At 72.4% G+C, this 22,687-nt stretch carries 20 protein-coding genes; 11 read left to right on the top strand and 9 right to left on the bottom strand.

Annotated elements, in window-relative coordinates; genetic code table 11:
* Nucleotides 1-165: 165 nt before the first annotated feature.
* Nucleotides 166-3,693, bottom strand: coding sequence for an adenylate/guanylate cyclase domain-containing protein (locus AB0B14_RS20175; protein ID WP_357074962.1), 3,528 nt, complete (start codon nucleotides 3,691-3,693; stop codon nucleotides 166-168).
* 137 nt (nucleotides 3,694-3,830) lie between these two features.
* Between AB0B14_RS20175 and AB0B14_RS20170 the strand changes: the two genes are divergently transcribed.
* Nucleotides 3,831-4,088 (top strand): hypothetical protein, encoded by a 258-nt coding sequence (locus AB0B14_RS20170; RefSeq protein WP_357074752.1) that lies wholly within the window; start codon nucleotides 3,831-3,833, stop codon nucleotides 4,086-4,088.
* 108 nt (nucleotides 4,089-4,196) lie between these two features.
* Here the strand turns inward: AB0B14_RS20170 and AB0B14_RS20165 are convergent, their stop codons facing one another.
* Nucleotides 4,197-4,889, bottom strand: coding sequence for a Crp/Fnr family transcriptional regulator (locus tag AB0B14_RS20165; protein WP_007463121.1), 693 nt, complete (start codon nucleotides 4,887-4,889; stop codon nucleotides 4,197-4,199).
* 270 nt (nucleotides 4,890-5,159) lie between these two features.
* On the opposite strand from AB0B14_RS20165, the gene AB0B14_RS20160 reads away from it, so the two are divergent.
* From AB0B14_RS20160 to AB0B14_RS20140, 5 genes are all read left to right on the top strand, one after another.
* A complete protein-coding gene (locus AB0B14_RS20160; protein WP_357074959.1) occupies nucleotides 5,160-5,657 on the top strand; it encodes a polyadenylate-specific 3'-exoribonuclease AS in 498 nt (165 codons plus the stop codon).
* 78 nt (nucleotides 5,658-5,735) lie between these two features.
* Complete coding sequence (locus tag AB0B14_RS20155) at nucleotides 5,736-6,239, top strand: pyridoxamine 5'-phosphate oxidase family protein (RefSeq protein ID WP_357523481.1); 504 nt, start codon at nucleotides 5,736-5,738, stop codon at nucleotides 6,237-6,239.
* A gap of 172 nt (nucleotides 6,240-6,411) precedes the next feature.
* Nucleotides 6,412-7,440 carry a 6-phosphofructokinase gene (locus AB0B14_RS20150; RefSeq protein WP_357074956.1) on the top strand — a complete coding sequence of 343 codons (1,029 nt, stop codon included), beginning with the start codon at nucleotides 6,412-6,414 and terminating at the stop codon, nucleotides 7,438-7,440.
* Between the two features lie 74 nt (nucleotides 7,441-7,514).
* Nucleotides 7,515-8,333: a pyrroline-5-carboxylate reductase gene (gene proC / locus AB0B14_RS20145; protein ID WP_357074746.1), complete on the top strand. Its 819-nt coding sequence runs from the start codon at nucleotides 7,515-7,517 to the stop codon at nucleotides 8,331-8,333.
* Between the two features lie 152 nt (nucleotides 8,334-8,485).
* Nucleotides 8,486-8,836 (top strand): DUF2203 domain-containing protein, encoded by a 351-nt coding sequence (locus tag AB0B14_RS20140; RefSeq protein ID WP_357074743.1) that lies wholly within the window; start codon nucleotides 8,486-8,488, stop codon nucleotides 8,834-8,836.
* Between the two features lie 115 nt (nucleotides 8,837-8,951).
* Here AB0B14_RS20140 and AB0B14_RS20135 read toward each other — a convergent pair whose 3' ends face one another.
* The 3 genes from AB0B14_RS20135 to AB0B14_RS20125 form a co-directional block, all read right to left on the bottom strand.
* The gene (locus AB0B14_RS20135) at nucleotides 8,952-9,629 is read right to left on the bottom strand and encodes a class F sortase (RefSeq protein WP_357074740.1); all 678 of its coding nucleotides are present in this window, start codon (nucleotides 9,627-9,629) and stop codon (nucleotides 8,952-8,954) included.
* Nucleotides 9,626-10,495: a DUF4397 domain-containing protein gene (locus tag AB0B14_RS20130; RefSeq protein WP_357074736.1), complete on the bottom strand. Its 870-nt coding sequence runs from the start codon at nucleotides 10,493-10,495 to the stop codon at nucleotides 9,626-9,628. The genes AB0B14_RS20135 and AB0B14_RS20130 overlap by 4 nt, the downstream gene beginning before the upstream one ends.
* 147 nt (nucleotides 10,496-10,642) lie before the next feature.
* Nucleotides 10,643-11,314: a methyltransferase domain-containing protein gene (locus AB0B14_RS20125; protein WP_357523479.1), complete on the bottom strand. Its 672-nt coding sequence runs from the start codon at nucleotides 11,312-11,314 to the stop codon at nucleotides 10,643-10,645.
* A 117-nt stretch (nucleotides 11,315-11,431) separates the two neighbouring features.
* On the opposite strand from AB0B14_RS20125, the gene AB0B14_RS20120 reads away from it, so the two are divergent.
* Nucleotides 11,432-13,033, top strand: coding sequence for a glycosyltransferase 87 family protein (locus tag AB0B14_RS20120; RefSeq protein WP_357074731.1), 1,602 nt, complete (start codon nucleotides 11,432-11,434; stop codon nucleotides 13,031-13,033).
* 27 nt (nucleotides 13,034-13,060) lie between these two features.
* Here AB0B14_RS20120 and AB0B14_RS20115 read toward each other — a convergent pair whose 3' ends face one another.
* Nucleotides 13,061-13,735 (bottom strand): NADPH-dependent F420 reductase, encoded by a 675-nt coding sequence (locus AB0B14_RS20115; protein ID WP_357523477.1) that lies wholly within the window; start codon nucleotides 13,733-13,735, stop codon nucleotides 13,061-13,063.
* 359 nt (nucleotides 13,736-14,094) lie between these two features.
* Nucleotides 14,095-14,583 carry a glutathione peroxidase gene (locus AB0B14_RS20110; RefSeq protein ID WP_357074725.1) on the bottom strand — a complete coding sequence of 163 codons (489 nt, stop codon included), beginning with the start codon at nucleotides 14,581-14,583 and terminating at the stop codon, nucleotides 14,095-14,097.
* Between the two features lie 169 nt (nucleotides 14,584-14,752).
* Between AB0B14_RS20110 and AB0B14_RS20105 the strand changes: the two genes are divergently transcribed.
* From AB0B14_RS20105 to AB0B14_RS20090, 4 genes are all read left to right on the top strand, one after another.
* Entirely contained in the window at nucleotides 14,753-16,384 is a 1,632-nt protein-coding gene (locus tag AB0B14_RS20105) for a glycosyl hydrolase family 18 protein (RefSeq protein ID WP_357523475.1), read from the top strand.
* Nucleotides 16,385-16,566: 182 nt separating this feature from the next.
* Nucleotides 16,567-17,109: a nuclear transport factor 2 family protein gene (locus AB0B14_RS20100; RefSeq protein WP_357523473.1), complete on the top strand. Its 543-nt coding sequence runs from the start codon at nucleotides 16,567-16,569 to the stop codon at nucleotides 17,107-17,109.
* A gap of 68 nt (nucleotides 17,110-17,177) precedes the next feature.
* Nucleotides 17,178-18,584, top strand: coding sequence for a class II 3-deoxy-7-phosphoheptulonate synthase (locus AB0B14_RS20095; RefSeq protein WP_124853452.1), 1,407 nt, complete (start codon nucleotides 17,178-17,180; stop codon nucleotides 18,582-18,584).
* A gap of 50 nt (nucleotides 18,585-18,634) precedes the next feature.
* Complete coding sequence (locus AB0B14_RS20090; RefSeq protein ID WP_357523471.1) at nucleotides 18,635-19,663, top strand: GntG family PLP-dependent aldolase; 1,029 nt, start codon at nucleotides 18,635-18,637, stop codon at nucleotides 19,661-19,663.
* A gap of 146 nt (nucleotides 19,664-19,809) precedes the next feature.
* Here AB0B14_RS20090 and AB0B14_RS20085 read toward each other — a convergent pair whose 3' ends face one another.
* Nucleotides 19,810-20,676, bottom strand: a complete 867-nt coding sequence (locus AB0B14_RS20085) for a deoxyribonuclease IV (RefSeq protein ID WP_357523469.1) — start codon at nucleotides 20,674-20,676, stop codon at nucleotides 19,810-19,812.
* Nucleotides 20,676-22,661: a Stk1 family PASTA domain-containing Ser/Thr kinase gene (gene pknB, locus AB0B14_RS20080; RefSeq protein WP_357069471.1), complete on the bottom strand. Its 1,986-nt coding sequence runs from the start codon at nucleotides 22,659-22,661 to the stop codon at nucleotides 20,676-20,678. Before pknB ends, AB0B14_RS20085 begins: the two co-directional genes overlap by 1 nt.
* Between the last annotated feature and the right edge of the window lie 26 nt (nucleotides 22,662-22,687).

Raw genomic sequence — 22,687 nt, 5'->3', positions numbered from 1 at the left:
TGGTTCCGGGAGTGCGTTGTGTCGCGTCTTCCAAAGTCACGGCTGCCGCCGCAGGTCGCGACCGGGGTCCTTTGTCCGTTCTTGCGCGACCAGCGCCATCTCGGTGCCGGTTGGCCGTCTGGCCGTAATGCCGCCGGAGCACGGTCCCCGACGCGGGCGTTGGTGTCAGGGCAGGCGCAGCAGGGTGGGGGCGTGGTGGCGGGTGGCGAAGTCGTGCAGGCGGGCGCGGGTCGTCGCGGCGGCGGACGGGTCGGTCTCGGTCAGCGGGCCGATCGCCAGCGCCATCGTGATGATCTCGTCGGTCACGTCGGTCATCCGGGCGTAGCTGGCCGCCGCCGACCTCAGCAGGCGCGCGGCGCCGGCCGCGTCGCCGGTGTGCCGGGCCAGCGTGGCGTCGGCGACCTGACCGGCGGCGCGAGCCCACGGGGTCGTCCGGGGCGCCCGGTCGAGCATCTCCCGGACCAGCCGGGCGGCGTCCGCGCCGAGCACCCCGGCGACGTGCCCCACGGCCGGCACCCACTCGGCGAACGGGATCATCCGGGTCCGCCGCCAGTCCTCGTCCAGCTCGGTCAGCAGCGCCATCGCCTCGTCCCGGCGACCCTGCACGGCCCGGCAGAGCGCGGCGTGCGCCAGGGTGGAGCGCAGCACCCGGTGGAATCCGGTGCGCCGCGCCGCGACCAGCGCCTGCTCGACCAGGTCCCCACCCGTGCCGCCCGGCTGCGCGGTGCCGGCCGGTTCCGCCAGCGCCGCCGGTCCCGCCATCCCGGCCGGTTCCGCCAGCGCGTCCGGCCCGGCGCCGGCCAGCCCGCGCATCCAGCCGGAGACCGCCACGATGTGCAGGTCCCACTCCGCGGTCGGCCGGCGGGTCGACTCGGCCCACATGGCCAGCGCGGCAGTCCAGTCGCCCGCGTAGTACGCCCGCGCCCACTGGTCGGCGAAGCTGGTCGCCAGGCTGTGCTCGCCGCCCAGGTCGAGGGTGAGCTGCTCGTCCACCAGTCGGGCCGAGCCGGCCAGGTCGCCCTCCTCCTGCAACGCCCAGGCCAGGTTCTGTACCGCGCGACGTCGACTGGTCAGCCGCTCCACCCGGCAGTGCTCGGTCACCTCGACCAGCTCCGGGTACGCCGAGGCGGAACCGGCCAGGTAGCGCGCGACCGCCAGGGTGATCCGCGCGTTGGCCTGCACCTCGCGCAGTTGGAGCCGCTCGGCGAGGGTCGCCGCGGCGCGGGCCGCCGCGCACGCCGGGTCGGTCTCGGCGTTCAGCATGTGCACGCGGGCCAGCTCCAGCAGGGCGCTGGCCTTCTCCTGGCTGTCCGGTAGTTCGCTGTAGATGCCGATCGCCTGGTCCAGGTAGTGCAGGGTCGCGGCCCGGTCGGCCCGGCTCCACGCGGCGGTGGCGAGCAGCGTCCACGCCCGCGCCGCACCCGTCCGGTCGCCGGCCGCCGCGAGCCGCTCGGTCAGCCGGGTGAGTGTGTCGGTGCCGCCGGCCACCAGGAAGGCGTCGCCGTCGCGATAGAACGCCAGCTCCGCGTCGAACAGCTCCAGCGCCGGGTCCGGGCCGACGTCCAGGGTCAGCGCCCGCCCGACCAGCGCCGCCGCGGTGTCCAACGCGTGCAGCTCGTACGCCCGGCGGGCCGCCCGGTGCAGCGCGGCCCGCGCGGGCGGGGCGTAGGGGGCGGTGTCCAGCCCGACGGTCCGGGCGATCTCGTGCGCCGCCCAGCGGTGGTTGGCCAGCACCTCGGCCAGGTCGTGCTGTCGGCCGTCGGCGAGCTGCGCCATCCAGTCGGCGGTGCGCTGGTGCCGCAGCACCCGTTCGGCCCGCGGTAGCCGCTGGTAGCAGACGTCCCGCACCAGGATGTGCCGGAACCGGTACTCGGACTGGCCGGGCATCGTCGACGTGCCCTGCTCGTACACCAGGTCGCGCCGCTGTAGCCGGTCCAGCGCGCGCTCCACCCACTCCACCGGCCGCCCCAGCGCCGTAGCCACCGGCGCGGCCCAGAACTGCACGCCGACCACCGCGGCGGCCTGGAGCACCGCCCGGTCGGCCGGGTCCAGCAGGTCGAGCCGGTTGGCGATGACCGCCTGCACCGTACGCGGCATCTCCGCGCCACCGTCGGGGTCGAGGCGGGAGGCCGAGCGCGCCGCGTCGAGCAGCCCGCCGTCGAGCAGCATCCGGGCGTACTCCTGGGCGTAGAGTGGATTGCCGTCGGCGAACTCGATGAGCGGGGTGCGCGCGGTCGTGGGCAGCGTGGACTGCCCGAGCAGCAGCGAGTACAGCGTGTCGATGTCGGTGTCGTGCATCGGCGGCACCGAGATGGACATCGCGCCGCTGATCGTGGCGGTCCAGGCCGGGTGCCGTTCCCGCAGCTCCGGGCGGGCGGTCGCGACGACCAGCAGCGGTACGCCGCGTGCCGTCGCGCCCAACTGCTCGACGAAGGCCAGCATCGCCTGGTCCGCCCAGTGCATGTCCTCGAAGGCCAGCACTGTCGGCCCGGTGGTGGCCAGTGCGATCAGGAAACGCCGCCAGGAGGCCTCGGTCTCGCCCGGGGTGAGTCGTTCGCCGGGCACGCCGATCAGCGGGCCGAGTGCCTCGGCCAGCCGGGTCGCGTGGGGGTCGGCGAGCTGCCCCAGCCGGGCCCGCAGCCGCTCCCGCAGGGCGGCCGGGTCGTCGACCTCCGGTACGCCCACCCAGCTCTTCACGATGTCCGCCAGCGCGGCCCAGGTGACGTTCTCGCCGAACGGCGGGCACTGCCCGACCAGCCAGGTGACCGGCGGGCCGGGCAGCCGGCCGGCGTGCCGCTCAAGCTCGCGGAGCAGCCGGCTCTTGCCCACACCGGCCGGGCCGAACACCGTCACCAACTGGGAGGTCCGCTCGGTCACCGTCCGGTGTAGCGCGTTGATCAGCAGGCCGCGCTCGTGTTCCCGGTCCACCATCGGCGTCAGCTCGGCCGTGCGCAGGTCCCGGTCCGGCCGGACCTGCACGGCCAACCAGATCCGGCTCACCGCGGACCGGCCGCGCAGGGTGACCGGCGGCTGGTCGGCGTACTCCATCTCGTGCCGGGTGGCCGACCAGGTGCTCTCGTCGACGACGACGCCGCCCGCCGGGGCGAACGCCTGCAACCGGGACGCCGTGTTGACCACGTCCCCGGTGACGAAGGCCTGCCCGCCGTCGCGGGTGGCGGAGAGGTCGACCAGGGCCTCGCCGGTCGCGATGCCGACCCGGAAGCCGAGCGGCGGCTGCGGGCCGTTGGGCTGGTGGGCCAGGCTGCGTTGCAGCTCCAACCCGGCGCGCACGCACCGCAGCGCGTCGTTGTCGGTGGCCACCGGTGCGCCGAAGAGCGCCATCGCCGCGTCGCCGATGTACTTCTCGACGACCCCGCCGTACTGGTGCACGATCCGTCGCACGGTCGCGAAGTAGGTCTGTTGCAGACCGTGGGCCTGCTCCGGGTCGGTCCGTTCCGCGTAACTGGTGAAGTCGACGATGTCGACGAAGAGCACGCTGACCTGGCGGCGATCCTCCTGCACCACACCGACGTGGTCCCGCAGGGGCTGGCCACATCCGGTGCAGAAGTTGACCTCGGTGCTGTTGGCGTGCCCGCAGTGCGCGCAGGTGACCGCGAGCGGCTGGCCACACCCGCCGCAGAAACGGTCGTCCGGCCCGGCCGCGCGGGCGCAGTGTCCACACCTGAGGTCGATGTTCAGCTCCGTGGGCGAGATGGGTCAGTATCGCGTCCACCCGGGCCAGTCGGGAACCCGACGTGTGGGCGGGCGACGCCATCGATCGGTCGGAGTTAGTGTTCCGTACCAGGAAGTTTCATGTCAGGGAGAGTGCCGTGCAGGTGCGACTGTCCGCCTCGTGGACCGATCCGGGTGGTATGCGATGGGCTCCGGGCGACACGATAGACGTCGATGCGGTCACTCTCGCCGAGCTGGAGGAGCAGGGCATGGTGGAAGAGCCGGAAGGCCAGGGGGGCGGGTCGGGAAAGACCACGACCACGTCGTCGAGCACGTCCACGGCTGACAAGCCGACCGACCCGAAGAAGATCGGGCCGGGCCCGGGCGCGCCGCCGGCCGACGACACGGACAACTGATCGGCCGGATGTGGCCGGCGGACCCACGGGTCTGCCGGCCACAGCCGTGCGTGGGCACCGGGAGGGCTCGCGGTACGCGAAACACGCACTGACCCGGGCCCCGATCGGTCAGCGGTCGTTCATGCCGGCGCGTCGGCGCAGCGCGGCCACGTCGGTCACCACGATCCGGCGACCCTCGGTCCGCAGCCAGCCGCGGCTGGCGAACGAACCGATCGCCTGGTTGACGCTCTGCCGGGACCCGCCGGCCATCTCGGCCAGCTGACTCTGGTTGAGCTCGATCGTGATCATCGGTGCCTGGCTCTCGCCGGCCAACCGGACGAGCGTCTTGGCCACCCGACCGGGCAGGTCGAGGAAGACGTGGTCGGCGTTCTGCTCGGTGAGCCGGCGGATCAGCCCGCCCAGCGAGCGCATCACCGCGTCCAGGATGCGGGGGTTGGAGTGCACCAGCTCCATGAACGCGCCGCGCGAGAGGGCCAGCGCCGCGCAGTCCTCAATGGCCTCGGCCGAGGCGGACCGGGTGGACGCGTCGAGCAGGGAGACCTCGCCCAGCACGTCCGGTGGACGGATCACCGACAGCACGGCCCGCTCGCCGGTGGGCGCGGTGCGAAAGACAGCCACCGCGCCGCGGCGCAACACGATCAGTGACTCACCCGGGTCGTTCTCCACGAAGAGCAACTGGCCCTTGCGGTAGGTGCGCGGGACGGCGGCGGCGATGACGCGCTGCCGCACCTCGGGCTCCAAACCAGCGAACATCTCGACACCCGTGAGCGCGTCACCCGGCTCCGGCAGGCGCATCTCCACGGCCCAACCCCTCCCCGGTCATGGACCACAAACTCGCTCACCGGGTGAACCTGATGGCCCTGACAAGGTGAACTGACACCGATTCGGCATCCGGTAGCGGTACACATCAGATCATGACGGTCCGGTCGCTTGCTGTACACCCCTCGAAGCACTTCCGTGACCGTCGTGAGCTGCCGCGTACTGTCATTGAAGTGCCGAACGGGCCTGTCACCAGCGGTGCGGCGCCCCCCGGCGGGCACGGCCGGACGGCGGTGGGCGAGGATGGCCGGAATGGTCTATCGCTATTTTTACGACTGCGAGTTCATCGAGGACGGCACAACTGTCGACCTCGTCTCGATCGGTGTCGTCGACGAGTACGGCCGCGAGTTCTACGCGGTCTCCACGGAGTTCGACGACTCCCGAGCCGTGCCCTGGGTGCGGCGCAACGTGCTGGACAAGCTGCCGTCCCCGGCGGACCGGGCCTGGCGGTCGCGGGAGCGCATCCGTGACGACCTGTACGACTTCCTGGTCGAGCCGGTCCGGGACCGGCCGGGGGAGCAGCTGGAGCTGTGGGCCTGGTACGCCGCGTACGACCACGTGGTGCTCGCCCAGCTCTGGGGTGCGATGCCGGCGCTGCCCCGGGAGATTCCCCGGTATACCAAGGAGCTGCGCCAGCTCTGGGACGACAGTGGTCGGCCGACCCTGCCGGACGCGGACGCGGCCCGGCACGACGCTCTGGTCGACGCCCGGCACAACCTGGCCCGCTGGCGGGCGATGACCGCCCGCTGAGTGCCGGCCGCACCGCCGTAGGTTTGACCGGTTCTGTCCCGGGCATCGGTTCGACGAACCGAAGCGGAGGAGAGTGCCATGAGCAATCAGCCGACCAACGCCGCCGACGCTCGAGCCCGGGTCACCGAGCTGGCCCGGGCCGCGCGGATCTGCATGCTCACCACGACCGCTCTGGACGGGCGGCAGGTGAGCCGGCCGATGGGGCTACAGCAGGCCGAGTTCGACGGCGAGCTGTGGTTCTTCGCCTCCGCCGACTCGGCCAAGGTCCGCCAGCTCCGGGTCAACCCGGAGGTCAACGTCGCCTTCTCCGACCAGAAGCACCACGCCTGGGTGTCGATCTCCGGCACCGCCACCGAGGGCTTCGACCGGGCACGGGCCGAGCGGCTGTGGAACCCACTGCTCAAGGCGTGGTTTCCCGACGGGCTGGACACCCCGGGCCTCACGTTGATCAAGGTGCACGCCAGCTCCGCCGAGTACTGGGACTCGGCGAACAGCGCCGTGGTCAACCTGCTCGGCTACGCGAAGGCCGCGGTCACCGGGCGGCCGCCGAACGCCGGCGAGAACCACGAGGTGACGTTCTGAGCAGCGGGGCGCGGGCCGCTCGCGCCGGGGCGCGCTGTCGTCGTACCGGCGGGCCGACTACAGTGCGCAGTGACGGCCCGCCCCGGGCCGGCAACGGCGCCGATGGTCTGATCTGACACATATCCTGGGGCAATTCGGGCTTTACCTGATGCTCCAGGAGGATGAGCGGATCATGCGTATCGGCGTGCTCACCGGCGGCGGCGACTGCCCCGGTCTCAACGCGGTCATCCGGGCGGTGGTCCGCAAGGGCGTCGCCACCTACGGTCACGAGTTCGTGGGCTTCCGCGACGGTTGGAAGGGCCCGCTGGAGGGTCTGTCCCGGCCCCTCGGCATCGCGGACGTCCGTGGCATCCTGCCCCGCGGCGGCACCATCCTCGGCTCGTCCCGGACCAACCCGTTCAAGATTGAGAACGGCGTCGAGCGGATCAAGGACAACCTCGCCACCCAGGGCGTCGACGCGCTGATCGCGATCGGCGGCGAGGACACCCTCGGCGTGGCCACCAAGCTCTACGAGCTGGGCGTGCACGTGGTCGGCGTGCCGAAGACGATCGACAACGACCTCGGCGCCACCGACTACACCTTCGGCTTCGACACCGCGGTCAACATCGCGATGGAGGCCATCGACCGCCTGCACACCACTGCGGAGAGCCACCACCGCACCCTGGTCGTCGAGGTCATGGGCCGGCACGCCGGCTGGATCGCCCTGCACGCCGGCCTGGCCGGCGGCGCCAACGTGATCCTGCTGCCGGAGCGGCAGTTCGACGTCGACCAGGTGGCCGGCTACGTCGAGAAGCGCTTCCAGCACCAGTACGCCCCGATCGTCGTGGTCGCCGAGGGCGCCCAGCCGCTGGACGGCCAGATGGTCCTCGCCAACCAGGAGCTGGACTCGTTCGGCCACGTCCGCCTCGGCGGCATCGGCCAGTGGCTCGCCGAGCAGCTGGAGGCCAAGACCGGCAAGGAGGCCCGCACCGTGGTGCTGGGTCACATCCAGCGCGGTGGCACCCCGACCGCCTTCGACCGGGTGCTCGCCACCCGCCTGGGCCTGCAGGCCATCGACGCGGTCAACGACGGCGACTGGGGCAAGATGGTCGCGATGCAGAGCACCGACATCGTCCGGGTGCCCCTCGCGGAGGCCACCCGCGAGCTGAAGACCGTGCCGCTGGAGCGGTACGTCGAGGCCGAGGTCTTCTTCGGCAGCTGATCAACCGGTTGGGCGGCGCGGCGGGCCGGCGGGTCCGCCGCGCCGCGACCACAGGCGAGGGGGTACGAGCCGAGATGTCAGCCGGTGTGCACACGGTCGCGGTGATAGGCGCGGGCAAGATCGGTGAGCTGATGCTCTCCGGGCTGCTGCGCTCGGGATGGCCGGTGGACCGGCTGCTGGCCACCGCCCGCCGGCCGGCCCGAGCCGAGGAGCTGACCGCCCGCTACGGCGTACGGGTTGTCGACAACCTGACCGCGGTGGACGAGGCGGAGGTGCTGGCGGTCTCGGTGAAACCGCAGGACGCCGCCGCGCTGCTCGACGAGATCGGCCCCAAGGTGCCGGCCGACAAGCTCGTCATCTCGCTCTGCGCCGGCCTGCCCACCAGCTTCTTCAACCGCCGGCTGCCCGAGGGCACCCCGGTGGTCCGGGTGATGACCAACACTCCGGCGCTCGTCGACGAGGCGATGACGGCGATCTCGGCGGGCGCGCACGCCACCGGGGCGCACCTGGCGTTGGCCGAGGAGATGTTCAAGCCCCTCGGCCACACGATGCGGGTGCCCGAGTCGCAGCAGGACGCGGTCACCGCGCTCTCCGGCTCCGGGCCGGCCTACTTCTACCTGCTGGTCGAGGCCATGATCGACGCGGGGATCCTGCTGGGGCTGCCCCGGCAGGTGGCGCACGAGCTCATCGTCCAGAGCGCCGTCGGTGCCGCGGTGATGCTGCGCGACTCCGGCGAACACCCGGTCAAGCTGCGCGAGGCGGTCACCTCGCCGGCCGGCACCACCATCTCCGCGATCCGCGAGTTGGAGAAGCACGGCGTCCGGGCGGCGCTGCTCGCCGCGCTGGAGGCTGCCCGGGACCGCGCCCGCGAGCTGGCCGCCCAGGCCGACTGAGCCTGTCGCGGGCCGGACGTGCCTGCCCGGGACCTGGCTGCCCGGCCGACTGAGCCTGTCGCACGACCGGACGTGCCTGGCCGCGCCGGCCGACTGGGCCTGTCGCACGTCGCGGGCCGGACGTGCCCCGGTGCGTGCCGCATACTGGCCCGGTGTTCACACTCGCCCAGGCCCGACACCTGGTGGCCACCCTGCAACCGCGCGTCGACGAGCTGGTCCGGGTCCGCGCCGACCTGGCCGAACTGCGCGTCGACCTGGCCGACCACGGCGTCAGCGCCCTCGGCGGCCTGGCCGAGGTGAAGGGGCTGGAGGCCCGGCTGCACGCCGTCGTCGACGAGCTGCACCAGCACGACATCCAGGTCAAGGGCATCGCGCCGGTGCTGCTCGACTTTCCCGGCGAGCGGGCCGGTCGGCCCGTGCTCTGGTGCTGGCTGGAGGGGGACTCCGACGTGCGCTGGTACCACCGGGCCGAGTGCGGCTTCGCCGGCCGCCGCCCCATCTGACGCCGGTGCCGTCCCGCACCCCTTGATCCACTCGGGATCACGGAATCCGCGGTGTCCGCACGCGGCGGACACCCCGATCTTCAGGAACGCGAGTGGATCACGCTGGATGCGTCGCTCAGCCCGCCCTGGACGTCGGTAGGACCGGGTCGACGGCCTCGCTCACCGCGAACACCACCACGTTGTCGACATAGTGGCCCCGCCGCCTGTCGAAGTCACCCCCGCAGGTGACCAGGCGCAGCTCCGCGCCGGGCGTCGGCCCGTAGACCGTCGCCGTGGGGAAGCGGTCCTTGCGGGTCCGCAGCGACCCGGTCACCCGGAACGACAGCCGCTGCCCGCCGCGCCACACCTCCACCCGGTCACCGGAGCGCAGCTCACCGAGCCGGGCGAACACCGCCGGGCCGCGCCGCGAGTCCAGATGGCCGGCGAGCACCGCCGGGCCGGTGTCTCCCGGGGCCGGACCACCGCCGTACCAGCCGGCGACGCCGAAGTCGTCCGGCGGGACCAACGCGCCCGCGCGGTCCAGGCCCAGCACGGTGAGCGCGGAGTCGACGCCGATGCGCGGCACGCGTACCCGGGTGGGTGGACCCTGCGGCACGGGCGCCGCGGCCACCGACGGGCAGTTGTCGGTGCAGCCGGGGTGCCAGCTCGCCACCGGCGGCGGGGCGTCGGTGCCGGCCAGCCCGACCCCGGTGCCGGCGGCCAGGCAGACCGCCGCACCGGCCGCGACGAACGCGGCCAGCGGCATCCGACGGTCGCGGTGCCGCCGGATCGACAGGTCCGGCCCGGCGCTCACCAGGTGGTGCGCCGCCGCCGACGCCAGAACAGCAGGGCCACCGCGCCGGCCGCCGCGGCCAACCCGCCGGCCACCAGGGGGTACGCGGTCAGCCCGCCGCCCGCGGTGCCACCGGCGCCGGTGTCCACCCCACCGGCCGGGACGACGGTGCCGCCCTCGGCGTCGCGGCGCAGTTCGGCGGTGAGCCCGCCCTGCTTGGCGTCGAGCACCAGCAGCGAGTAGACCGCGCCGCCGGTGAGCCGGACCTCGGCGTTGGTGCTCGGCCCGTCGGCACCCGTCAGCCGCAGCCGCCAGCTGCCCGGCTCGACCTGCTCATACTCGGTCGTGGTCGCGAACTGCACGTCGTCGGCGATCAGCGGACCGTCCGCGGCGGCCACGTCCAACACCGGGGTACGCACGGAAGCCTGCACGACACGCACCTTGGCGCGGCCCTGCGTGGGCGCGCTGAGGTCATCGTTGAGCACCCGCAGCCCCAGGTCCGCGTGCCGGCCGACACCGGCCACCGTGTACGCGTCGCCGCTGGTCACCGCGACCTCCGTGGTGAGCACCGGGGGGTCGCTGGCGGGAGCGCCGGCCTCGCGCATCGCCACCGCGTACCGGCCGGGCGCCAGCTCGAAATAGTCGGAGACCACCCCGTAGCCGACCCCGGGGAAGACCCTCGGTTTCGCGGCGTCCGGCGCGGCCAGGTAGACGTCGACCGCCGGCGTGTCCGGGGAGAGGTGGGCGAGCCGGACGTAGCCGACGGTGTCCGCGCCGGCCGCGGCGCTGGCCGGCCCGGGCGTGCCGGCGGCGGCGAGGGCGGTGGTGATCAGGAGCGCGCCGGACCCGGCGAGCAGCCGGCGGGGAAGGGTGCGGAGCGTGTACATGTCGCCTCCGGAAGCACTTTCGGTGAGCGGGCGGCAACCCAGAGAACAGGGTCCCGTGCGCGGGACTGCAACGCAAGTTGCCAACGAGATGTTTCTCGACGTGTCCCGACCGGATTCCGGCGTGTCGGCCTGGGTGGGGGCGTTTCGCTACCGCTCTCGGATCGCGAGGAGGCCGAACAGGTCGGGGACCCCGCCCGGGCCCGCCTCGGCGACCCGGAGCAGCCGGAGACCGGCCGCCACTGTGGCGTTGACCAGGTCGGCGAGGGGGATGTGCCAGGCACCGACGCGTACCCGAACGCCGTTGGTGTTCCAACTGTCGAAGCTGCGCGACCGGTCCGCGTACCGCGCGTCGACGACGACGCCCGGATGCTGGCCCCAGTCGGCGAACGCGCCCACGAAGCACGGGTGCACGCCCACGTGTACGAAGCGCCCGCCGGGGCGCAGCACCCGGGCGACCTCGCGCAGCACGGCCGGGTAGTCAGGCAGGTCGGTGCTGGACAGCACACACATCGCGGCCGGCAGCGACGCGTCGCCGAACGGCAGGGCTGTCGCGTCACCCCGGGTCACCGGCAACCGCCTGCTGGCGTGCCGCAACTGCCCGCCGGACAGGTCCACGCCCACCGGCGTCCAACCCAGACCCGCCGGCACCGACGCGTGCGCGCCGGTGCCACAGCAGACGTCCAGGCAGACACCCTCGCCCGCACCCAGCAGGTCCGCCACGGTGGCGTGCACCCGCCGCAGATAGTCGCCACCGCCGGAGATGAAGTCCTCGTACCAGTCCGCGTGGGCGTCGTACGCCGGTGTGCCCGTCGATCCCATCGGTCGATGCTAGGGAGCGGAGCCGGTCGGGTCGTGCCCGTTCTGCCGAGGGCAGAGGCGGCCGGCGTCCGCCACCACGGGCCGCCGGGGATCGTCGCGTTCGCCTATTCTCGGTCGATGCGGGATCGCCGGGTGGCACTGGTGTGGGCGGCCTTCGTCGTCGTCGCGCTGGTGTCCTGCGTGCTCGTGCTGCGGCGCGAAGACCGCCTCTCCGACCTGCACATCTACTACGGCGCGCTGTCCGACCTGCACGCCGGGCGCCCGCTGTACGGGTTCGTGGCGGCCAACGGCGGCCCGTTCACCTATCCACCGTTCGCCGCGCTCGTGTTGGGCCCGATCACCGCCGTGCCCGAGGGCGTACTCCAGGGGATCTGGCTGGTGGCGACGTGCGCGGCGGTCGTCGCCATCGCCGGGGCGGTCGGTGTCGCGCTGACCACCCGGCCGTCCCGACGACCGCTCGTCGTGGCGGTGGCGGCCACGGTGCTGATGCTCTCCGCACCGGTGCAGAGCAATCTGCGCTTCGGCCAGGTCAGCGTCTTCATCGTGCTGATGGCCCTGCTCGACGGGATGGGCGTCGGTCCGCCTCGACTGCGCGGGATGTTGGTCGGCGTCGCCGCGGCCATCAAGCTGACCCCGCTGCTGTTCGTGGTCTACTTCCTCGCCACCGGTCGCTACCGGGACGCCGGTCGCGCGGTGGCCACGTTCCTGGCCTGCGCGGCACTCGCCGCGGTGGTGTTGCCCGCCGAGAGCTGGACGTACTGGACCGAGGCGGTGCGGCAGACCTCTCGGATCGGCAACCTCGCCTCGCTGGGCAATCAGTCCCTGCACGGGATGCTGCTGCGCGTCGGCGTCGACGAGGCGACGTTGCCCCTGATCTGGGCCGTTCTGGTGGCGCTGGTGTGCGCGGCGGCGCTGCTGCGGGCCCGACAGTTGGCACGGCAGGGCCGCCCCGGGCACGCGGCCGTGCTGGTCGGCTGCGCCACCGTCGCCGCGTCCCCGGTGTCCTGGACCCACCACCAGGTGTGGCCGGTGCTCGCCGCGATGCTGCTGATCGGCGCGTCCGGCGTCACCCGACGCGCCGCCGGCGTGGCGTTGCTCGCCGCCATGGTCGTCTCGCTGGGTGCGGTCCTCAGCCCGGTGTCGACACGGCCGGGTGTGCAGTTCCTCTTCGAGAACGCCCGCGCGATCGGTGTGTGCCTGCTGTGCCTGGTCGGCTTCGGCGGCGTCGCGGTCGCGGTCACCCGCACGTCGCGCCGGCCGGCCGGTGGGCGGGGCTGGTTGCGGGTGGGCGTCTCGGCCACGGTGGCCGTGGCGTTCTTCGCCGTGCAGCCGCTGCCGGCCGGAGCGGACCCCACCTTCAAGGCGTACGCCCTCGGCGACGTGGTCAACCCGCGATACTTCTTCGTCTGCCGGGGCCCGGTCGAGTGCGCCGCCTACGGCACCGACGCGCCGGTCACCTTCGGCACCCGCGCCGAGAAGACAAAGGTCCGGGTCAACGGCGTGGTCTCCGCGCAGGTGACCCGCCTGGAATATTATTCCGCGCCCGGCGGGGCGCCCCGGGTCATCCCGCTGCTCGACGCGTACCCGGGGAGCCGGACGTTCTCGTTCCGCTCGGCGAGCATGGCGCAGGGGCGGCTCGTCGCGTACGCCTCGGACGGCCAGCCGATCGCCAGCTACGACGACGAACTCGCCGCCGCTCTCCGGACGGCCACCCGGTAGGCGGTCGGGGGAGCGCGGCGGCGGAGCTCAGCGGGTCGCGGCGGCCAGGGCGGTGCGCAGCTTGTCGGCGTCGCCCGGTGCCGGGTGCTCCCAGTCGGTGGGCGTGGCGGAGTAGAGCGTGCCGTACGCCGGGGTGTCCGGCTGGTAGCGCCAGCCCTCGGCGAGCGGGCCGACGTCCACCGCGTCGTAGCCGATCCGGTCCAGGAAGGCCGTCACCTCGGTCTTCGCGGCGGCGTCGTCACCGGCGATCGCGAGGGCGCTGCGGTCGGCGGCACCGGACGGCCGGGGGAGTGCGGCCAGGCCCTTGAAGTAGATGTTGTTGAAGACCTTGACCACCCGGGCACCCGGCAGGTGCTGCTGGAGCAGCTCGCTGCTGGTGGTCTCGCCCGAGTCGAGCTCCGGGAAGGTCCCGTCGCGCTGCGGGTAGTAGTTGTTGGTGTCGATGACGATCTTGCCGGCCAGTGGCTCCACGGGCACCGCGCGGTACGCCTTCAGCGGCACGCTGACCACCACCAGGTCGCCGACCTGTGCCGCGTCCTGTGCCGTGCCGGCGCTCGCGTGCTCGCCCAGCTCGTCAACCAGGTCCTTCAGCGTCTCCGGGCCGCGCGAGTTGCTCAGCACCACGTCGTAGCCGGCGTCCACGGCCAGCCGGGCCAGGGTGCCGCCGATGTTGCCGCTGCCGATCAGTCCCACAGTTGTCATGCTCGTTCCCAACTCCGTCCACCCACGACACGTTCCCGACCACTGCGGTGGGTTATTTCGACTGCCCGCCGCCGGGTGGCCGCGCGGACTGCTCGCGGCCTTCCGGTGTCTGGTCGCGCCGCGAGCCCGCCCCGCACACCGTACTGCGCACGCCTGTCGCCAACCGGCTCCCCGGGCAGGCGCCACCCTCCCGTGACGAGCGGTTCGTGCGGGCGGCCGGTCGTCCTGCGGCGGCGACCCGGCAGGATCGCGCTGGATCCTGGCTGTCGTGGCATCCGGAACGGGGGAGGCCACGACAACCAGGTTCGAGCGTGAGCAAGGGGGTGCGGTGGAGCCGGGCGCGGCCGGCCGCTTGACCTTCAGGCGGGGAGGACCTTCTCGACGGCTGCGCGCAGGTCGTCGGACTCGGGGGTGACCGTGGGGGCGAAGCGGGCGGCGACCGTGCCGTCCGGAGCCACCAGGAACTTCTCGAAGTTCCACCGGACGTCCCCGGTGTGCCCGTCGGCGTCCGAAGTGTCCACCAGCGCGGCGTAGAGCGGGTGCCGGTTGGGGCCGTTGACGTCGACCTTCTCGGTCAGCGGGAAGGTGACCCCGTAGTTGACCTGGCAGAAGTCGCTGATCTCGGCGGCGCTGCCCGGCTCCTGCCCGGCGAACTGGTTGCACGGCACGCCGAGCACCACCAGGCCGCGGTCGGCGTAGGTGTCCGCGAGCGTCTGGAGGCCGGCGTACTGCGGGGTGAGGCCGCAGCGGGAGGCCACGTTGACCACCAGCAGCGCCTGGCCGCGGTAGCGGGCCAGCTCGGCGGGGCCGCCGTTGAGGGCGTCGATCGGGATGTCGAAGACGGTCATGGCCCGAGGCTACGCGCCGGCCGTCCCGGGGGATCGACGGCGGGCGGAGGCAGGCGCAATCCCCGCATCAGGGAAATCGAAACATGCGCATCTTGACGAAGTGGTGACGGCGTGAGTACCGTCTCACCATCTCTTTTGGAAAGTTTCCTAACAGTTCGGGAGACGCCTCATGAAAAGATCGCTCCGCCGGGCCCTCTGGGCCGGTGCCGTGGTCGCCGTGACCGTCGCAGCGGTGCCGATGACCACCGCGTTCGGCGCCGGCAGTGTCACCACCACGTTCACCAGGGCACAGGACTGGGGGACCGGTCACGAGACGAGGGTGACCGTCACCAACGGGTCGAGTGCCACAGTCGCCACCTGGCGCATCGAGTTCGACCTGCCGTCGGGCACCACCATCAGCAGCGCCTGGGACGCCGACGTGACAAGCAGCGGCAACCACTACGTGGCGGTCAAGAAGAGCTGGGCCGGCGGCCTCGCCCCGGGCGCCTCGTTCAGCTGGGGTTACAACGGCACGGGCGCCTTCAAGGCCCCGCTGAACTGCACCGTCAACGGCGCACCCTGCGGCGGCGGCACCCCGACCAGCCCGCCGACCACGAGCGCGCCGACCACCGCGCCGCCCACCACGGCGCCACCCACCACCGCACCGCCCACCACGGCACCGCCGACCACCAACCCGCCCAACCCGGGCGGCAAGAAGGTCGTCGGCTACTTCGCCGAGTGGGGTGTCTACGGACGCAACTACCACGTCAAGAACATCCAGACCAGCGGGTCCGCCGCCAAGCTGACCCACATCCTGTACGCCTTCGGCAACACCACCGGCGGCCGCTGCGCCATCGGTGACAGCTACGCCGACTACGAGAAGGCGTACACGGCGGCGGACAGCGTGGACGGCGTCGCCGACACCTGGGACCAGCCACTGCGCGGCAGCTTCAACCAGCTGCGCAAGCTCAAGCAGCTGAACCCGCACCTCAAGGTGATCTGGTCGTTCGGCGGCTGGACCTGGTCCGGCGGCTTCACCCAGGCCGCACAGAACCCGGCCGCGTTCGCCGAGAGCTGCCACAACCTGGTCGAGGACCCGCGCTGGGCGGACGTCTTCGACGGCATCGACGTCGACTGGGAGTACCCGAACGCCTGCGGCCTGACCTGCGACACCAGCGGCCCGAACGCGTTCAAGAACGTGATCAGCGCGCTGCGGTCGCGGTTCGGCTCCAACGCCCTGGTCACCGCCGCCATCACCGCGGACGGCAGCAACGGCGGCAAGATCGACGCCACGGACTACGCGGGCGCCATCGGCAACCTCAACTGGCTGATGCCGATGACCTACGACTACTTCGGCGCCTTCGCCGCCCAGGGGCCGACGGCACCGCACTCCCCGCTCACCTCGTACACCGGCATCCCGCAGCAGGGCTTCAACTCCGACGCGGCGATCCAGAAGCTCAAGAGCAAGGGCGTCCCGGCCAACAAGCTGCTGCTCGGCATCGGCTTCTACGGCCGAGGCTGGACCGGGGTCACCCAGGCCACGCCGGGCGGCAGCGCCACCGGTGCGGCACCGGGCACCTACGAGGCGGGCATCGAGGACTACAAGGTCCTCAAGAACACCTGCCCGGCCACCGGCACGGTCGCCGGCACCGCGTACGCCAAGTGCGGCAGCAACTGGTGGAGCTACGACACCCCGTCGACCATCAACGGCAAGATGACGTACGCGAACAACCAGGGCCTCGGTGGCGCGTTCTTCTGGGAGCTCTCCGGTGACACCAGCAACGGCGAGCTCATCGGCGCCATCAAGGGCGGTCTCGGCTGAGCCGAGGACCGACGCACCACCCACCCGGCGGGGAGGGGTGCGCACCGCCCCTCCCCGCCCGGTGACACCACGGCCCGGTCGACGCCCAGCGTCGGCCGGGCCGCATTAGGTGGGTTGGGCCAGGTCAATGTGGCAGACTCGCGGCTCGGTAGGTCACGATCTCAACCTCGACGGAGGTGGTCATGCGCGCGACCCACCTGAGGCTGGCGGCAACGGCCGCCGCACTGCTGCTGCCGGTGACCCTGGTCGGTTGCGGGATCGGCGACGATGACCGGGACGACGCCAAGGACGAGCCCCCGGTCACGCCGACGCGAACCCCCGCCGAGGAGGCCGCCAGCCGTTCCCGCGAGCGCGTGCAGGCGTACCTCGACGCGATGACCGCCAAGGACGTCGCCGCCGGCCGGAGTCAGCTCTGCGCTCCGCTGCACGAGAGCTTCGACGAGGGTGCCACCGGCCCCAACGGCGACTTCGCCGATCACTTCCAGGTGCCGGAGGCGGCCATCACCGACGTCCGGTCCGGTCCGCTCGGCCAGCAGGTCAGCGTGTCGGTCTCGGTCACCGCCGGCGGCCGCACGGTCGTCCGGCCGTTGGTGTTCACCGTTACCCGCGACGGCAGCGACTGGTGCATCGCCGGGGAGGTGCCGGGCGGGTCACCCGCCGCGCCCGCGCCCGCGCCGACCGCCGTCTTCGGGCCCGTGCAGCCGGGCCAGCCCTCGCCGAACTGATCTCCCATCTGCCGGAACCGTCCCCCTCGCCGCCCAGTCGCCCCAACCGTCGCCGTACGCTTTCTGTCATGCGCCATGAGTGGCATCAGCTGAGCCATCCCGCGGTGAGTAGCCCGGGCCTGCAGACCAGCCGACCGACAGTCGACTCCGCGGAGGACGCCGCGCTCGGCCTGGACCGCTGGCGGGAACTGCCCCGTGAGCAGGTCCCACCGTGGTCCGACCCGGCCGCCGTCGCGGCGGTCTGCAAGGTCCTCGACACCGTGCCGTCGGTCGTCGCACCCTACGAGGTGGACCAGCTCCGGCAGAAGCTCGCCCTGGTCTGCGAGGGCAAGGCGTTCCTGCTCCAGGGCGGGGACTGCGCCGAGACGTTCGTCGACAACACCGAGAGCCACCTGCTGGCCAACGCCCGCACCCTGCTCCAGATGGCGATCGTGCTCACCTACGGCGCGTCCCTGCCGGTGGTCAAGGTCGCCCGGGTGGCCGGGCAGTACACCAAGCCCCGCTCACTGCCCACCGACGCCCGCGGCCTGCCCGCCTACCGCGGCGACATGATCAACTCGCTGGAGGCCGACCCGGCCGCCCGGGTCGCCGACCCGCAACGCATGATCCGGGCGTACGCCAACTCGGCGGCGGCGATGAACATGCTCCGGGCGTACCTCGCCGGTGGGCTCGCCGACCTGCACGCAGTGCACGACTGGAACAAGGGCTTCGTGAAGAACTCCCCGGCGGGGGAGCGCTACGAGGCGATCGCCCGGGAGATCGACCGGGCGCTGGCCTTCATCCGGGCCTGCGGGATGACCGACGACGAGGCGCTGCGAACTGTCACGCTCTACTGCTCCCACGAGGCCCTCGCCCTGGAGTACGACCGGGCGCTCACCCGGGTCTCCGACCGCCGGGCGTACGGGCTCTCCGGGCACTTCCTCTGGATCGGCGAGCGCACCCGGCAGATCAGCGGCGCGCACATCGACTTCATCTCCCGCATCGCCAACCCGATCGGCGTCAAGCTCGGCCCGACCACGTCCCCGGACGAGGCGATCGAGCTGTGCGAGAAGCTCAACCCGGACAACATCCCCGGTCGGCTCACCCTGATCAGCCGGATGGGCAACCACCGGGTGCGCGACGCCCTGCCGCCGATCGTCGCCAAGGTCACCGCCGCCGGGGCCAAGGTGGTCTGGCAGTGCGACCCGATGCACGGCAACACGCACGAGTCGTCGAACGGCTACAAGACCCGCCACTTCGACCGCATCGTCGACGAGGTGCTCGGCTACTTCGAGGTGCACCGAGGTCTGGACACCCACCCCGGTGGCCTGCACGTCGAGTTGACCGGCGAGGACGTCACCGAGTGCCTCGGCGGCGCCCAGGGCATCGAGGACCTCGACCTGCCCGACCGGTACGAGACCGCCTGCGACCCGCGACTGAACACCCAGCAGTCGCTGGAGCTGGCCTTCCTGGTGGCGGAAATGCTCCGTGGCTGACGCCAGGGGTGAGCTGGCGAGCCTCGCGGTCGGCGGCCGGGGGAAGAGCAGTGGCTGATTTTGTGGACCTGCGGTCGGACACGGTCACCCGACCCACCGCCGGGATGCGGGAGGCGATGGCCACCGCCGAGGTCGGTGACGACGTCTACGGCGAGGACCCGAGCGTCAACGCGCTGGAGGCCGAGGTCGCCGCGCTGTTCGGGCACGAGGCGGCGCTGTTCGCCCCGAGCGGGTCGATGGCCAATCAGATCGCCCTGCAGCTGTTGGTGTCGCCCGGCGACGAGTTGCTGGCCGACGCCGACGCGCACGTGGTCACGTACGAGATCGGCGCCGCGGCCGCGTACGGCGGGATTTCCTCGCGGACCTGGCCGGCGGTCGGCGCGGACATCGACCCGGAGCAGGTGGCCCGGATGATCCGGCCGGACGGTTACTTCGCCGTCCCCACCCGTGCGATCGCCGTCGAGCAGACCTACAGCCGTGGTGGCGGGGTGATTCCGCTGGCCACCCTGCGGGAGTTGCGGGGAGTCGCCGACGACGCGGGTGTCGCGATGCACTGCGACGGCGCGCGGATCTGGCACGCGCACGTCGCCGACGGGGTGCCCCTGATCGAGTACGGCCGGCTCTTCGACACGCTGTCGGTGTGTCTCTCCAAGGGCCTCGGCGCACCGGTTGGCTCGCTGGTGGTGGGCAGCGCGGAGAAGATCGAACGGGCCCGGCTGATCCGTAAGCGGATGGGCGGTGGCATGCGTCAGGTCGGCATCCTCGCCGCCGCCGGCCGGTACGCGCTCGCGCACCACATCGACCGGCTGGCCGACGACCACGCCAGGGCGGCCCGGCTCGCCGAGGCCGTCGCGCCGTTCGGGGTGCTCGCCGCTCCGGTGCGTACCAACCTTGTCGCGTTGGACCTGACGAAGCACGCACTGGACGCGCGTGCCCTGGCCGCCGCCGCGCGGGCCGAGGGTGTGCTGGTCTCGGTGCTCGGCCCCCGTACCGCCCGCCTGGTCACCCACCTGGGCCTAGACGACGCCGGCATCGACCACGCCCGCGCAGCCCTACCCCACATCCTCGCCGCAGCCTAACCCCCCCCGCCCCCCGCCCCCGCCCCCCGCCCACCCTTGTTGATCATGGGTTATTGCCGCTCGGATCGGCGTGTCGTGGCTATAACTCCATGATCACCGGGGCGAGTGGGGTGGGGTGGGGTGGGGTGGGGTGGGGTGGGGTGGGGTTAGGGGGTTAGGCGGGTTAGGGTTGTTATGTCGGCGGCGTGGCCGAGGGTTTTCTCGCTCGGGGTTTCCACCACTATCGGGACGCCGGCGGTGGCGGGGTGCGCCATCAGCTCGGCGAAGGCGGGCTCGCCGATGGTGCCCTTGCCGATGTTCTCGTGCCGATCCCGGGTGGAGCCGCACAGATCCTTCGAGTCGTTGGCGTGGACCAGCCGCAGCCGGTCCGCACCGACCGTGGCCACCAGGGTGTCCAGGGTCGCCGTCATGCCACCCTCGGCCGCCAGGTCATGCCCCGCCGCCCAGGCGTGGCAGGTGTCGAAGCAGACCCCGAGCATGGGGTGTCGGTCCACCGCGTCCAGGTAGGGACCGAGCTGCTCCACGCGGGAGGCCAGTGACCGGCCACCGCCGGCGCTCGGCTCGACAAGCAACATCGGCCCGCCGGCGTCGGCGGCCCAGTCGAGCATCGGCAGCAACTCCCGGCGGACCTGTCGCATCGCCTCCTCGGCGTACGCCTCGTCGACCGAGCTACCCGCGTGGAACACCACCGCCTGAGCGCCGATCGCCACGCCCCGACGAAGGGCGTGGGCCAGTGTCTGCGCCGACTTCTCGACCGTGGCCGGGGTGGGCGAGCCGAGGTTGACCAGCAGCGAGGCGTGGATGAACGCCGGAATGCCCCGCTCGGCGCAGCCGTCGCGGAACAGGGCGTCCTGGGTCGGGTCGCCGCTGGGCAGCGCCCAACCCCGGGAGTTGGCGACGTAGACCTGCACCACCTGGGCGCCTGTCGCGTCGGCGTACGGCAGGGCCGCCTTCGCCAGCCCTCCGGAGGTCGGGGTGTGCGCGCCCACCGGGCGGGAGGTGACAGTCGACATCAGAAGCACGTGATGACGACCGGGGTGCCCGGCGGCACCTGCGAATTCTCACCGGGGGCCTGGATCCGGACCGTGGCGTTCGGGTTGAGTGCCACCGTCACCGGGAAGCCCTGGCCCTCCAGGGCCTGCTTGGCCTGCTGGCAGGGCAGGTCGATCACCCGGGGCATGACGATCGCCGCCGGGCCCTTGCTGACGTCCAACTTGACCTGGGTGCCCTTCTCCACGCCGGCACCGTCGGCCGGGCTCTGCCCGAGGATCTCGTCCTTGGGCTTGTCGGAGTCCTTGTAGGTCTCCACCAGCACCAGGTTGAGCTGGGCCAGGGCGGCCCGAGCGTCGTTGAGGTTCTTACCGACCAGGTTCGGCACCGTCACCGGCGCCCTGCCCCGGCTCAGAATGAGGGTGATCTTCGCGCCGGGTTTGACCTCGCTGCCCACCTTGGGGGAGGTGTCCAGTACGACCCCGGCCGGCAGGCTGTCGTCGTAGCGGGCGGCACCCTTGGCCACCACCAGCTTCACGTTGAGCAGGTCCGCCTCGGCGAGCTCGAACTCCTTGCCGATTACGTCCGGCACGGGGAAGCGCTCCGGGCCGAGGGAGAGGGTCAGGGTGATCGTGCCACCCTTGACGATCCTGCTGGCGGATGCCGGGCTCTGCCCCAGCACGCTGTCCTTCGGGGCCTTCTCGTCGAAGCGCGGCTCGCCGTACTTCAGGGTGAGCCCGGCGCGGGTGGCCTGCGCCTGCGCCTCGGCCTTGCTCAAACTCACCAGTTGCGGGGCATCCGTGTAACGGCCGACGCCGAACCACCAGCCCCCGATCGCGGCCACCAGGCCCAGCGTCACCACCACGGCCGCGACGGCCAACCGGCCGCGTGGGCTCGCCAGCAGTGTGCCGCGCAGCGCCGCGAGCCGGGACCCGAGACCCTCCGCGGGCGCCGGGGCGGCCCGTCGTCGCCCCGGCCCCTGGCTGGCGCCCTCGGGCAGCCGCGCCCAGGCCGGGCGGTCGGTCGGTCGGACCGTCGCGACCACCATGGTCGGCTGAGAGAGTGGCGCATCGTCGGTCACCGCGCGGAGCACGGCGGTGCGGGTGTTGGCGTCACCGAGGCGATCCCGGGCGACCTGCACCTCGGTCAGCAGGGCGCCGGCGTCGGCGGGCCGGGCCGCCGGATCGCGCCGAGTGGCCCGCTGCACCAGGTCGTCGAGGACCGGTGGCAGGCCGGGCACCAGCATCGAGGGTGCCGGTACGTCCCGGTCGACGTGCTGCCAGGCGACGTCCACCGGGCGGTCCCCGTCGTACGGCACGCGGCCGGTGAGCATCTCGAACAGCACGATGCCGGCCGAGTAGACGTCGGTACGGGGATCGGCTCGGCCCTCGGTGACCAGCTCCGGGGCGACGTACGCCACGGTGGCCATCAGTTGGTTGCCCTGCTCCTCGTCGGCGCTCGCCTCGACCGCCCGGGCCAGACCGAAGTCGGCCACCTTGACGACGCTGTCGACCAGATTGGCGACACCACCGGTGGGCGCCTCGGCGACCAGCACGTTTTCCGGCTTGACGTCGCGGTGCACCAGCCCGGACCGGTGCGCGGCGGCGATCGCGGCGAGCATCTGCTCGATGATGGCCAGCGCCTCGTCCGGGTTGAGCCGGCGCCGCTCGGCCAGCACGTCACGCAGCGTGCGACCGCGCACGTACTCCATTACCAGGTACGGCAGGCCGGCGTGCGTGCCCTGGTCGTAGACCGCCACCACGTTCGGGTGGGTCAGCCGCGCGATGGTCTTCGCCTCGTCGGTGAACCGGGCCACGAAGTTGGCGATCCGGGCCTGCGCCTCGGGCGCCTGGGTCGGATGAATGATCTTGACAGCGACGGTGCGCTCAAGGCGTTCGTCGGTGGCGGTGTACACGGTCGCCATGCCACCACGGGCCACGCGACCGCGGATGCGGTAGCGCCCGTCGATCAGCGAGCCCAGCAACGTGTCGGCGACCTGAGTGTCCATCGGCAGGCAGTCTATGTGTCCAGGGG

The organism is Micromonospora sp. NPDC049171, from assembly GCF_040648275.1.
GTDB lineage: Bacteria > Actinomycetota > Actinomycetes > Mycobacteriales > Micromonosporaceae > Micromonospora.
This window is presented reverse-complemented; position numbering and strand designations above follow the sequence as displayed.